At 58.5% G+C, this 12,872-nt stretch carries 12 protein-coding genes and 1 riboswitch; of the genes, 8 read left to right on the top strand and 4 right to left on the bottom strand.

Annotation, left to right across the window (positions count from 1 at the left end; all coding sequences use genetic code 11):
- Positions 1-17: 17 nt before the first annotated feature.
- Positions 18-1,337: an ABC transporter substrate-binding protein gene (locus ACIQWP_RS17640; protein ID WP_402789617.1), complete on the bottom strand. Its 1,320-nt coding sequence runs from the start codon at positions 1,335-1,337 to the stop codon at positions 18-20.
- Positions 1,338-1,359: 22 nt separating this feature from the next.
- Positions 1,360-2,373 carry a LacI family DNA-binding transcriptional regulator gene (locus tag ACIQWP_RS17635; RefSeq protein WP_402789613.1) on the bottom strand — a complete coding sequence of 338 codons (1,014 nt, stop codon included), beginning with the start codon at positions 2,371-2,373 and terminating at the stop codon, positions 1,360-1,362.
- 371 nt (positions 2,374-2,744) lie between these two features.
- Here ACIQWP_RS17635 and ACIQWP_RS17630 point away from each other — a divergent pair, with 371 nt between their 5' ends.
- Positions 2,745-3,890 carry an acyltransferase family protein gene (locus tag ACIQWP_RS17630; RefSeq protein WP_402789610.1) on the top strand — a complete coding sequence of 382 codons (1,146 nt, stop codon included), beginning with the start codon at positions 2,745-2,747 and terminating at the stop codon, positions 3,888-3,890.
- Between the two features lie 173 nt (positions 3,891-4,063).
- On the opposite strand, the gene ACIQWP_RS17625 is transcribed toward ACIQWP_RS17630, so the two are convergent.
- Entirely contained in the window at positions 4,064-5,302 is a 1,239-nt protein-coding gene (locus ACIQWP_RS17625) for a hypothetical protein (protein ID WP_402789607.1), read from the bottom strand.
- Positions 5,303-5,463: 161 nt separating this feature from the next.
- Positions 5,464-5,682: riboswitch (cobalamin riboswitch) on the top strand.
- Positions 5,683-5,930: 248 nt separating this feature from the next.
- On the opposite strand from ACIQWP_RS17625, the gene nrdH reads away from it, so the two are divergent.
- The 5 genes from nrdH (at position 5,931) to ACIQWP_RS17600 (ending at position 10,724) form a co-directional block, all read left to right on the top strand.
- Positions 5,931-6,152 (top strand): glutaredoxin-like protein NrdH, encoded by a 222-nt coding sequence (nrdH, locus tag ACIQWP_RS17620; protein WP_402789604.1) that lies wholly within the window; start codon positions 5,931-5,933, stop codon positions 6,150-6,152.
- 11 nt (positions 6,153-6,163) lie between these two features.
- Entirely contained in the window at positions 6,164-6,559 is a 396-nt protein-coding gene (gene nrdI / locus ACIQWP_RS17615; RefSeq protein WP_402789601.1) for a class Ib ribonucleoside-diphosphate reductase assembly flavoprotein NrdI, read from the top strand.
- Positions 6,547-8,700, top strand: a complete 2,154-nt coding sequence (nrdE, locus tag ACIQWP_RS17610; protein ID WP_402789598.1) for a class 1b ribonucleoside-diphosphate reductase subunit alpha — start codon at positions 6,547-6,549, stop codon at positions 8,698-8,700. The genes nrdI and nrdE overlap by 13 nt, the downstream gene beginning before the upstream one ends.
- A gap of 20 nt (positions 8,701-8,720) precedes the next feature.
- Positions 8,721-9,695, top strand: coding sequence for a class 1b ribonucleoside-diphosphate reductase subunit beta (nrdF, locus tag ACIQWP_RS17605; protein ID WP_402789595.1), 975 nt, complete (start codon positions 8,721-8,723; stop codon positions 9,693-9,695).
- A gap of 198 nt (positions 9,696-9,893) precedes the next feature.
- On the top strand, positions 9,894-10,724 hold the full coding sequence (locus tag ACIQWP_RS17600; protein ID WP_402789592.1) for a glycerophosphodiester phosphodiesterase family protein: 831 nt from the start codon (positions 9,894-9,896) through the stop codon (positions 10,722-10,724).
- A 134-nt stretch (positions 10,725-10,858) separates the two neighbouring features.
- Here the strand turns inward: ACIQWP_RS17600 and ACIQWP_RS17595 are convergent, their stop codons facing one another.
- The gene (locus tag ACIQWP_RS17595) at positions 10,859-11,137 is read right to left on the bottom strand and encodes an HU family DNA-binding protein (RefSeq protein ID WP_402789589.1); all 279 of its coding nucleotides are present in this window, start codon (positions 11,135-11,137) and stop codon (positions 10,859-10,861) included.
- A gap of 352 nt (positions 11,138-11,489) precedes the next feature.
- On the opposite strand from ACIQWP_RS17595, the gene ACIQWP_RS17590 reads away from it, so the two are divergent.
- Complete coding sequence (locus ACIQWP_RS17590) at positions 11,490-11,711, top strand: hypothetical protein (RefSeq protein ID WP_402789587.1); 222 nt, start codon at positions 11,490-11,492, stop codon at positions 11,709-11,711.
- A 135-nt stretch (positions 11,712-11,846) separates the two neighbouring features.
- Entirely contained in the window at positions 11,847-12,848 is a 1,002-nt protein-coding gene (locus ACIQWP_RS17585; RefSeq protein WP_402789584.1) for a Tim44 domain-containing protein, read from the top strand.
- Positions 12,849-12,872 lie beyond the last annotated feature (24 nt).

The following is a 12,872-nucleotide window of genomic DNA, read 5'->3' as shown; positions in this document are numbered from 1 at the left end:
GCCGCCCTGTGACCAGATCAGATGCGGGCCGGAACGGCGGGCGCCTTGCCGGCATCGCGTTCCTGCTTAAAGGTCTCGTCCAGCTTCTTGAGGAAGTCGGCCGAAGTCGTCTTCTTGAGCCAGACCTCCTCCATGCCGCTGACCAGATAAGTGTCCGTGGCGGGCGGCAGGAAGGTCCAGGTCGTGTAGCCGTATTTGCCGGCGCCGACCGCCGCGGCGAGTTCCTTCATCGCCGTCTCGTAGAGCGGCAGAACCTTGTCGGAAAGCTTGACCTTGGAAAGATCCACAAGCGGCAGGTTCCATTCACCCTGCCAGGCGGAGTTCATCTTGCTGTAATAGTCGTCCGTGAACATGTAGTCGAGAACGGCGGCGGCGCCATCGGCGTTGCCTGACTTGGCGTTGATCGACAATGTGGAGCCGATGCCGAGCGCGAAGATCGGATCGCCCTTCTCGCTTGGGAAGCCGACGAAGCCGGGCTCCGCATTGTTCTGCGGGAAATAGGTCTGGACGTTGGTGAAGCTCCATGTTCCGGTCGGCGCCATGCCGGCTTGGCCGGTTGCGATCTGCGCGAAGGCTTGTTCCAGCGTCAGGGAGAAGTAGTTCTCGCCGAAATAGCCCTTGTCCCACCACTCCGCGAGCTTGTCGATCGAGTGGACGAAGGCGGGATCGGTCCATGGAATAGCGCCGGTCAGCGCCTTGTAGACATTTTCGGGTCCTGCGATCGAGTTGAGGGCAATCGAGACATAGTGCTCATTGGCCGGGCGCCAGTCGGCATTGCCAGCCCCGAAAGGAGTGAGGCCCTTGGCCTTCATCTCGTCTGCGAGGGCTTCGAAATCGGGGATCGTCGCCGGCACTTTCCATTTATTCTGGTCGAACAATGTCTTGTTGTAGAAGAGGCCAAGCGTCTCGTAGGTCTTCGCCAGCGCGTAAAGCTTACCGTTGTAACGGCCGAGATCGAGGAAGAGCGGCAGCAGCCGTTCGTTCCATCCATATTTCTTGGCGTAGTCGTCGAGCTGCAAGAGCTGACCGGCCTGGGCCATCGCGGCAACATAGCTCGGGCCACCCGTGAAGACGACATCGGGACCCGTGCCGGCGAGCATGGCGATGCGTAACTGCTTGTCGAGATCGGAGCCGCGAAAGTCGATGCTCAGGAGCTCCTCGGGATGAGCCGCATTGAAGGGATCGATCAGGATGTTCTTGAGGTTGTCCTGGTTCTCCGGCGACGCGGATTCATACCAGAAGGATACGGGCTTTTGATCCGCCGCGAATGCAAGGCGGGACATGAGCGGCAAGGCGGCGAGGCCGAGGCCGGCTTTCAAAACTGTACGTCTGCGCATAGGTTTGTTCCTCCAATTTGTTTTATTCGTTGTTCGTCGAGCCTCTGACAATGAGGTCAAACGGCATCTCTACGGCTGTGCCTCCACCAGTCTTCTCCCCACGCAGCCGGTCCATCAGGGTCTGCGCCGCGCGTTCTCCCATTTTCCATTGAAACTGTGCGACCGTCGTCAGCGTCGGGGTGACAAGCTTGGCGGCGGAAATGTCATCGAACCCGACGACGGCAATATCCTCGGGGATGCGAATGCGGCGCTCGCGAAGCGACTGCATGACCCCGATCGCCATCAGGTCGTTGGCGGCGAAGATGGCGGTTGGTTTGAAATCGCCGCCAAGGATAGTTTCGGCCGCGCGAATACCGCCCATTTCGGAAAATTCGTCGTCGATGACGACGTGATCGGGATGGCCGAGCTTTGCGAGCGCCTTACGATAGCCCTCTATGCGGTGTGCTTGGGGGCCGCCGCGGCCTGCGACAAGTGCGATGCGCGTATGGCCAAGGCCAAGCAGATATTCGGTCACTGTCTGCGCTGCCGCCCGGCTGTCGACATAGATATCGTCAACCGGAATCTCGCCGCCGCGCTTCTTGGATGATTCAATTCTGACTATGGGAACGCCGGCCTCAACCAGCGGATTGAAATCCTTGGCCTTCAGCGTGAAGAACACGCCGATCACGCCGTCGACGCGCCCTTGCCTTGCCCAGTCGAGAAAATGGCGCTCACGCTCCGGGGTGCCATCGGTATTGACCGTGATGACATCGTAATTCAGGCCGTCAGCGACTGACTGTATGCCGCGGATCAGCGATGGGTAGAACGGGTTGGTGATGTCGGGCACGATGCAGGCAATGGTCATTGAGCGGCTCGTTTTGAGCGCTTGTGCGAAGCGGTTCGGCACGTAACCGAGGTCTTTTGCCGCCTTCGTGATGCGTGCCCATGTCTCTTCCGGGATTGATGCTCCACCGCCGCTCAGCACCATGGAAACGGTAGCCTGCGAGACCCCCACAGCCCTTGCGACATCCTTTTGCGTTGCTCGTCCGTTCGTCATTTCTCATTTGCTTATACGTATTAGTTATACGTATCAATAAAATGCCGATTGCCCGATGTCAAGCATCGCCTTGGGTCGTTCAAGCGGTTCACTTGCCGGTAGAGGCGGTAGATTGGGGAAGATCGCAAGGCGTGAAATTCAAAGGCGGATAGGCCGCCGGCGATCCCGAAAGCTCCCGCATGCGGCGCCGGACAGCGGCTATAGGCCGTATGGCTGCGCTGGTTGATGGATAGGGCTACGTGCGTGCAAATTTGGGTTGCTTCGGGAGGCTTAAGCGGTTTGATTGGTTCGGCTTGGCAACCTTTCGAAGGGCGAGCCGAGGCGCTTTCCGACGCAATCCATTAACGGTTGTAATCTATGATCGCTAAATCATGGAAAAGATGTCGCGTCGGCACGATCTGGATTTCGTCAGGGTAGCAGCATTCATGCTGCTGATCGTCTATCACGTCAGCCTGATATACAATTCGAGCAACTTTCTCCTGAAGGCGCCGGACAGTACTCCCGCATTCGATGTCATTCATCTGTTGACGCATCCGTGGCGAATGACGCTGCTGTTTTTCATTTCCGGCGCCGTGACCGGCATCCTGCTGGCGAGGCAGTCCCCCGGTTCGTTGAGGCGCGTGCGAACAAGACAATTACTGATGCCCTTTTTTGCCGGTATCCTGTTTCTGATCCCGCCGCAGATATATGTGTCTTTGAATGCCAGTATGGGGATGCACATCAGCCTTTCGGAGGTCTTTTGGCATTACGTGACCCTGACTCCGGTTTCCTTGCCGGGCGGTGAACAGACGCTGCTCGTCGGAGTGCAGCATCTGTGGTATCTCGCCTATCTCTGGAGTTATACCGTTATCGTGACGCTTGCCGTTGCCGCATGGCCGTGGCTATTGCCCTATGCGGGAGATCGGCTGGCTCCTTGGCTTACAGGCAAATGGGTGCTGATAACGCCCGCTTTGCTGTTTATCGCGCTGCGGCTCGTCTTGCGGCCGGTCTTTCCGCCGACGCTGGATCTTTTGACCGATTGGTACAGCCACACCGTCTATATGGCCGCGTTCCTGATCGGGGTCATGATGGCAACGCGGGACGATTACTGGGATGCCGTGGTCAACATGCGCAGGCCGGCGCTGTATCTGGCTCTAACTTCTGCGCTGGCCCTGGTGCTCCTGTTCCCGACACTGCCGTCCAGCGCCCCTGAAATGTGGCGGCTATCCGCGGGCAGAATTCTCGGCGGCGCATTCCAATGGTGCGCGATCGTCGCCGTTCTCGGCTATGCCAGGATTTGGTGCAGATCGGAAAACGCTACGATCCGCTACCTCAACAGGGCGGTTCTCACTTATTACGTTCTCCATCAGACCGTCATGCTGCTGATCGCCTACGAATTGAACCGTATGGGGCTCTTGTCCGCGTCGGCGTTTATCCCGATTGCCGTTGCCACATTGGCGATCTGCGCAGTGGTGTACGAGCTGAAGCTCCGCCTGGAGGCTATCGCGAAAGCCATCCTTCGTCCGTATGCTGCGTGACACTAACCGCAGGTCGGGAGTGCTGCATTCTCACAGATGGTCAATTATGCGAGAGCCGGCAGAACAACCGGCTCCCGTGGCAATGCTCCATTTCTAGCGATCGGTGACAGTGCGTCTAAAACCTACCGCGTAAGAATGGGCAGCGATTGTGCAATGCCGACATGTCAGATCTCTCAGTGTACGGCTCCCGATCCGCCTGCCGACACGATCGCGAAAGGCTGCCCCTCGACCGGAATGCTGCGGACTTCCTTCAGCGACCGGTTGTCGACCATGCGCACAAGGCTATGGCGTGGGTCGGTGATGGCGATGAGATCGCCGGCGACGGCGAGGCGTGGCCGCGGTTCGCGCCAGTGACCGTCCTTGCTGTAGGGTTCGGTAATGGTCTCTGACTTCGCGATCTCGCCTTTCACGACGTCGAGAAGATGAAGATTGCCGTCCTCGGTAAGAATATAGGCATGTTGCGGTCTTGCCGGATCGAGGGTGAAGTCGATGCGTCGCGTCGGCAATTCGATCAGCTTGTAGGGTTCGGCGGTGTTGTCGGGATCAATCAGCGCGACGCTCTGTTCGCCGTAATTGCCAAGGAAGAATTGCATCGACGTGCCGCCGAGCAACGTCGAGACCTTGCCCTTGGGCAGGGACGAGCCATAGGCGAGCATCTCGATCTTCGGGCCGTCGACACCGCCGGGACGGGCGATCAGGACGCCTTCTTCGCAGCCAAAGGCAACGAGGCGAGCAGATGTCGCTTCGCCGTGCAGGCCGGTGCAACGCGCGACCTCGCCGACTTGCTGCCCCTTTCGGTCCAGCACGCGCAGGCCGAGGCGCGGCGGCAACTCGCCGTCCTTGATGGGAGCCTCCATGTTCGGCACCGACACGAGAAGATGGTTACCCATCGGTACGGCAACGCCATGATGGGCAGCGATCGTCTTGAATTCATGGATGTCGGGGTTGCCTCCTGCAAGGGCACTCTCGGACAGGAGGTCGAATTTGTCGTCCCGGTCGTAGAAGATCGCGACATCATTGCCGTGTGTCACCACGTGCCCCGGCTTTTCGCCCTTGATCGATGTCGAAAGCAGCTTTGGCTCGGAAAGCTCAATGTCGCGGTGTTCTCCGTGATCGGAGAGAGATACGCCGGTCGCAATGGCATGGACCACATTCTTTTCGCCCTGCACGGCAAAGACTGTTCGGCCGGATTGGCTGAGCGACAGCGCGGCATGGCCGTCAACCTCGAACCGGCCGATTTCCTTGCCGCTTATTGCATCGATCGCGCGGACGATCGGCAGGCTGTGATCGGCGACGAAGAGGCGCCAGCTTTCCATCTCGTTTTCGTCTTCCGCGAAAGATGGAAATGGAAGCAGCAAGGCGCAAGCCAGCGATGAGGCCGCAAGGAGGGTACCAGAACTTGTACGAGGCATGGAAAATCCTTTATGTAATAACATTACATAAGTAGCGTAATATTATAACACGGCGCCTGTCCAGCCCCGGTGTGCGGGCGTCAGGCGAGGTTGTCCGAACTTATCAACATCGAAATTCGCTTGATGCTATCGGAGCAGTTGACGTAATCTTAACCGAAGATACTATATATAGTGTTCGAGGTTCTTCTGATTCGCAAGGATTAGAGGCTAAGATGGGAATCCGGTCGGCGAGCATGATGATTGCCAAGCCGGAGCTGCCCCCGCAACTGTGAGTGGTGAGCATTCGTTTGATGAAGTCACTGAGGCCATGTGTCTTGGGAAGGCGAGACGGATGCAATGACCCGCGAGCCAGGAGACCTGCCTTGAGCAATGACGTCCACGGGCGGGGTGTCCGGCTGGCGAGCGATGGTTCATGCGGCATGATCGCCGTCATCGCTTCCTCGAAGACCCCGCATCAATAACTTCGGGGTGAAGTCCATGTTCTTGAGTATCCACAGCCACCCGCGCGAGTGACGGTCGCTTAAGCGTCCGTCTGCCGGCCAGGTTTGCCTCCATTTTTACCCCCGCGAAGCGAGCATCATCCGATGCCCGAACGATTTTCCATGCCAGTCACATACGAGGATATCCAATGAGCATCACCGTCTACAGCAAGCCCGCCTGCGTCCAATGCACCGCCACGACCCGCGCCCTCGATCGCCAAGGCATCGACTACACCATCATCGACGTATCGGCCGATGCGGCGGCCTATGAGCTGGTTCAGGGTCTGGGCTATCGCCAGGTTCCGGTCGTTGTTGCAGGTGAGCAGCATTGGGCCGGTTTCCGCCCTGACATGATCAGCTCTCTCGCCTGAGGAGCAGGGCGGTGGGCGAGATCGTCTATTTCTCCAGCAGATCCGAGAACACCCATCGCTTCGTTACCAAGCTTGCCTTGTCGGCCGCTCGCATTCCTCTCAACGCCGGAGAAGAGCTTCGAGTGGCCCGTCCTTACGTTCTCATTGTCCCTACCTATTGTGGTGAAGGCGGCAAGGGTGCCGTGCCTAAGCAGGTGATCCGCTTCCTCAATGATGCGAATAACCGTTCAAACATCCGCGGAGTGATCGCCGCGGGCAACAGCAACTTCGGCGCGACCTTCGGTATCGCCGGCGACATCGTCTCCTCCAAATGCCAGGTACCGTACCTTTATCGGTTCGAGCTTCTGGGCACAGACGATGATGTCGTGAATGTCAGACACGGATTGGAACGATTTTGGACACGCTAACGCTCGACCGGCCAGCGAAGGCCACGGAAACGGCATTGGACTATCATGCCCTCAACGCCATGCTGAATCTCTACGACGAGCAGGGACAGATCCAGCTCGACAAGGACCGTATGGCGGCCAAGCAATATTTCCTCCAGCACGTCAACCAGAATACGGTTTTCTTCCATAATCTGCGGGAGAAGCTCGATTACCTGGTGACGGAGGGCTATTACGAGCAGGAGGTACTGGACTATTATTCCTTCAATTTCGTGCGCGATCTCTTCGATCATGCCTATGCGAAGAAGTTCCGTTTTCCGACCTTCCTCGGCGCCTTCAAATATTACACCAGCTACACGCTGAAGACCTTCGACGGTAAGCGCTATCTGGAGCGCTACGAGGATCGCATCTGCATGGTGGCGATGACGCTGGCGCGCGGCAACGAGCAGCTTGCGCGCGATCTGGTCGACGAGATCATCTCCGGCCGTTTCCAGCCGGCAACGCCGACCTTCCTCAACGCCGGCAAAAAGCAGCGCGGCGAGCTGGTCTCCTGTTTCCTGCTTCGGGTCGAAGACAATATGGAATCGATCGGCCGGGCCATCAATTCCGCGCTGCAGCTGTCTAAGCGTGGTGGCGGCGTGGCCTTGTCGCTCACCAATATCCGCGAGGCCGGCGCGCCGATCAAGCACATCGAAAACCAGTCGTCGGGCATCATTCCTGTGATGAAGCTCTTGGAGGATTCCTTCTCCTACGCCAATCAGCTTGGCGCAAGACAGGGTGCCGGCGCTGTTTATCTCAACGCGCATCATCCCGACATCATGCGCTTCCTCGATACCAAGCGCGAAAATGCCGACGAAAAGATCCGGATCAAGACGCTGTCGCTCGGTGTCGTCATTCCCGACATCACCTTCGAGCTCGCGAAGAACAACGAGGACATGTACCTGTTCTCGCCCTATGACGTGGAGCGCGTTTATGGTGTGCCGTTTACCGAAATCTCGGTGACGGAAAAGTATCGCGAGATGGTGGCCGACAGCCGCATCCGCAAGAAAAAGATCAAGGCGCGCGAATTCTTCCAGGTCATCGCCGAAATCCAGTTCGAGAGTGGCTATCCCTACATCATGTTCGAGGACACGGTGAACCGCGCCAATCCGGTCGCCGGCCGCATCACCATGAGCAATCTGTGCTCGGAAATCCTGCAGGTGAGTGAGGCCAGCGAATATAACGACGATCTTTCCTACAAGCATATGGGCAAGGACATCTCCTGCAATCTCGGCTCGCTCAATATCGCGGCCGCGATGGACAGCCCCGATTTCGGCAAGACGATCGAAATGTCGATCCGCGCGCTGACGGCCGTCTCCGACATGAGCCATATCTCCTCCGTCCCCTCGATCGAAAGGGGCAATGACGACAGCCACGCCATCGGTCTCGGCCAGATGAACCTGCACGGCTATCTCGCTCGCGAGCGCATCTTCTACGGCTCCGAAGAGGGCGTCGATTTCACCAACATCTACTTCTACACCGTCACCTATCACGCCATTCGCGCCTCGAACCTGCTCGCGGTCGAACGCGGACAGAGCTTCAAGGGCTTCGAGAGCTCTAAATATGCGTCAGGTGACTATTTCGACAAATATACCGATCAGGCATGGTTGCCTGCGACCGAGCGCGTTGCCGAACTGTTCGAAACGGCTGGTATCGCCATCCCGACACAGGAAGATTGGGCGCAGTTGAAGCAGGCCGTGATGAAGGGCGGTCTCTATAACCAGAACTTGCAGGCCGTGCCTCCCACAGGCTCGATCTCCTATATCAACCACTCGACCTCCTCGATCCATCCGATCGTATCGAAGATCGAGATCCGCAAGGAAGGCAAGATCGGCCGCGTCTACTATCCGGCCGCATTCATGAGCAACGACAATCTCGACTACTATCAGGATGCCTACGAGATCGGGCCGGAGAAGATCATCGACACCTATGCGGCCGCGACCCAGCATGTCGATCAGGGCTTGTCGCTGACGCTGTTCTTCCGCGACACCGCGACCACGCGCGATATCAACAAGGCGCAGATCTACGCCTGGAAGAAGGGTATCAAGACCATCTACTACATCCGCCTTCGCCAGATGGCGCTCGAAGGCACGCAGGTCCAGGGCTGCGTTTCCTGCACGCTCTGAACCTTTGAGGGACCATGAAAATGAATATGCAATTCAAGCCGGCAAGCCGCGTTCGCGCCATCAATTGGAACCGTATCGAGGACGACAAGGATCTCGAGGTCTGGAACCGCCTGACCGGCAATTTTTGGCTGCCGGAGAAGGTGCCGCTGTCGAATGACATTCAGTCCTGGGCGACGCTGAAGCCGGAGGAGCAACAGCTCACCATCCGGGTCTTCACCGGCCTGACGCTGCTCGATACGATCCAGAACGGCGTCGGTTCCGTCAAGCTGATGGCCGATGCCGCCACGCAGCATGAAGAGGCGGTGTTGTCGAACATTTCCTTCATGGAGGCCGTGCATGCACGCTCCTATTCGTCGATCTTCTCGACGCTCTGCCTGACGCCCGACGTCGACGACGCCTATCGCTGGTCGGAGGAGAACGAGTTCCTCCAGAAGAAGTCGACGCTGATCATGGAGCAGTATTCCTCCGGCGATCCCTTGAAGAAAAAGGTCGCGAGCGTCTTTCTCGAAAGCTTCCTGTTCTATTCGGGCTTCTATCTGCCGATGTTCTGGTCGAGCCGCGCCAAACTCACCAACACCGCCGACATGATCCGTCTCATCATCCGCGACGAAGCCGTGCATGGCTACTATATCGGCTACAAGTTCCAGCGTGGCATTGAAACATTGTCTGAAGAGCGCAAGCAGGAAGTCAAGGACTTTGCCTTCGACCTGCTGCTCGAACTCTACGACAATGAGGCAAAATATACCGAGGCGCTCTATGATGGCGTCGGCTTGACGGAGGACGTCAAGAAGTTCCTGCATTACAACGCCAACAAGGCGCTGATGAACCTTGGCTACGAGGCGCTTTTCCCTGCCGAGGCTTGCAAGGTCAATCCGGCGATCCTTTCGGCGCTGTCGCCCAATGCCGACGAGAACCACGACTTCTTTTCCGGCTCCGGCTCGTCCTATGTCATCGGCAAGGCCGTCGCCACCGAGGATGAGGATTGGAATTTCTGAGATTGCGTCTCGCGCAGCTTGGATAAGCCGCCCGTCACGTCCGATCGCAGCTGTTCGGCTGCGATCGCTGCTTTCACATGCCGCCCGCAGTAACCGGCATTGCGCTTTGCAGATCTGTCAAAATCCCATGATACGCCCCGGCGCGGATGTCCGGTTCCGGACGATTCGCGCGCATCCCTCGCGGAATGAGGACGTATCATGAATTATGCCGACTATATCGCCGATCCGGCACGCGACTGCGCTATCGTCGTTCATCGCGGCGTCTGGCGCGCCGCGCCGGAAAACAGCCTGCTTGCGATCGAGCGAGCAATCTCTGCCGGCTATGATGCGGTCGAGATCGACGTGCGATGCAGCAGCGACGGCGAGTTTTTCCTGCTGCACGACGATACGCTCGAACGGACAGCTGGCCTCGCCCATGAGGCAGAGGGGCTGACGCTGCGGCAATTGTCGAGCTTTCATCTGCGCGACCGCGATGGCGGCGAGGCGAACTTAATGACAGGAGAAAAGCTGCCGAGCCTGAAGGACGTTTTCGACCTGACGCGCGGCCGCATTTTCCTGCACCTCGATGTCAAGCGCAGGGAGATGATACCGGGCGTAATCGCCTGCGCCCGCGCCATGGGCGTCGATCGTCAAGTCGATTTCTGGGGCGATCTGAGAACCCCGGAGGATCTTGCATGGGTCCGGGGCAGCGTGTCGCCAGAGATGGTCCTCTTCATGGCCAAGACCCGTCTCGGCGCCACGGATGCCGACAGCCAGCTCGATCTTCTATTTCAGCTCAATCCGCTTCTGTGCGAAATCTACTTCGATAGTCTGGATCAGCTCGCAGACCGCAGGGCGCTGTTTGAGAAGGCGGGCATACGCCTGTGGGTCAACACGCTTGATTCCGTTTCCTGCGCCGGCTTCACGGATACGGCCGCACTGCAGGACCCGGCGGCGATTTGGGGTCGCCTGATCGATGCAGGCGTCTCCGCCATCCAGACGGATGAAGCCGAGGCGCTGAGGACTTACCTCGAGACCCGCCAGGTATAGTCAGTCTTGTCGATGTCATGCCCGCAAGTCTGTCAGGCAGAGCCGCTCGCCTTCGTTTGAAAAACGCAAATGGCCGGCTCTAGCGGATAGAGCCGGCCATTTAACCAATCGGGCCTTTATGACCCGGATCGGGATTACTTGTTGAGCGCATCCTTCAGCGCCTTGGCCGGCGTAAAGGCGAGCTTCTTCGATGCAGCGACCTTGATGGTTGCGCCCGTTCCCGGATTGCGTGCTTCGCGCGCCGGCGTGTCCTTGACTTTGAACTTGCCAAAACCCGGGATCGAGGTTTCGGTGCCGGATGTCGCGGCTCCGGTAATGGCTGCAAAGACGGCTTCGACAATCGCCTTGCTCTGGACTTTGGTAAGCTTGTGGTCGGCAGCAATCTGGTCTGCGATTTCATTGGTGGTGGTCATGAGGCTTCCCCCGCATTGATGACACGTGAATCATTTCCATTGCCGATGCCCATTGTCACCTGGAGTCCGGGCCGGAAAGGCCGAGAATGCCTGTATTTCCACAGGTTCCGACGCATTGAAGCCATTTTCCAGGTCTTTTGCAGGTAATCGCGGAAGGCAAGGAGCGGTACGCCGATGCCTCGGGACGCAACCGCGCCCCTCCCTGAATCACCCCGAATCTGTTGCAAGGGCCGATATCGGCGCCGCCATCACGCCTCCGGCGAGGGGTGATGCCACGCATTCGCGCAATCAGGACTGGCCTTTCGCGGGCCTGGCGTATAGTGCCTGGTCATGACGAAAGATGGGGTAGGCAATGGAAGATGAGATCAACATAGACACTCGCGGCGACTTCGGGCTCTGGGCCATCGAGGTTGCAAAGCAGATCATCAGTGAGCAGGGCTTCGAACTGGCCAAGGCTGCGCGTGATGGTACGGACGATGATGTTCGCGTGGCCGGCAATGCGCTCGGGCAGGCGATCACCAATGCGCTGATGGAAGTTTACGACGGCCTGCTCGAAAAGCTCGACGAGCGCTAGGAGCACCTATGACCGATCGGAGCGGGTCTCGACGTGCTCAGGATTGAAATTTGACTATCTGCCAACTTACAATCGCAACCTGGCGTTCCCATATATGGGCGGAAACCATTTTTCTGCCCAATGACAGGAGAGCCAATGCTGAGTGCAGTACCGCGTTTTGCCAAGATCGCAGCCATCGTCGTCCTTGCCGCCGCTTCGTCTTTAGCGACCTTTGATGCCGCCGATGCGCGTCGGGCAGGCTCGAGCGGATTCGGAAGCCGCGGCACGCGCACTTTCGATACCCCAGCCATAACGAGGACGGCCCCCACGCAGGCTGCGCCTATCGATCGGACGATGACGCAGCGGCCGCAGCAGACCACGACCCAGCCGCCGCTTGGCGCACCGCAGCGTCCTGGCCTCTTCGGTGGCTTCGGCGGATCGATGATCGGCGGTCTGATCGCCGGCGGTCTTCTCGGTATGATGCTCGGCCATGGTTTCGGCGGCGGCTTCGGCTTCCTCGGCATGCTGCTGCAGATCGGTCTGATCGTGCTGCTGATAAGCTTTGCTATGCGCTTCTTCGCAAACCGTCAGCGCACGCAATATGCCTCACCCGGGCCGGGCGCATCCTTTAACATGAATGCCATGAACAATGCGGGTGCTTCCACGCGTCCCTCCTTCTCCATACCGTCCATCGGCGGTGGAGCCGCGGCTGCGCAGAAGGCACGGCAGGCCAATGACGAGATCGGGCTGCAACAGGCGGATCTCGACCGCTTCGAGCACCTTCTCACCGAAATCCAAACGGCTTACGGTACCGAGGATTACGCGACGATCCGCAGGCTGACCACGCCGGAAGCGATGTCCTATCTTGCCGAAGAGCTCGGCGAAAACGCCACGGATGGCGTGCGCAACAGCGTTTCCGACGTCCGGTTGCTGCAGGGCGATATTGCCGAAGCCTGGCGTGAGGACAATGCCGAATATGCAACGCTTGCGATGCACTATTCGAGCATCGACGCGATGGTCGATCGCGCAACCGGAAAGCTGGTCGACGGCGACGATCGCAATCCTTCGGAGACGACCGAGCTCTGGACCTTCGTGCGCAAGCCGGGTGCCGACTGGACGCTTTCCGCAATCCAGGGAACGGAAACCGGTCACGGTTAAGTCAGCTTCCATTAAAGGCTCTGC

Source organism: Rhizobium sp. NPDC090279 (assembly GCF_044769665.1).
In the GTDB taxonomy this organism is placed as follows: domain Bacteria; phylum Pseudomonadota; class Alphaproteobacteria; order Rhizobiales; family Rhizobiaceae; genus Rhizobium.
The sequence above is the reverse complement of the archived record's forward strand: the minus strand, read 5'-3'. Positions and strand labels throughout refer to the sequence as shown.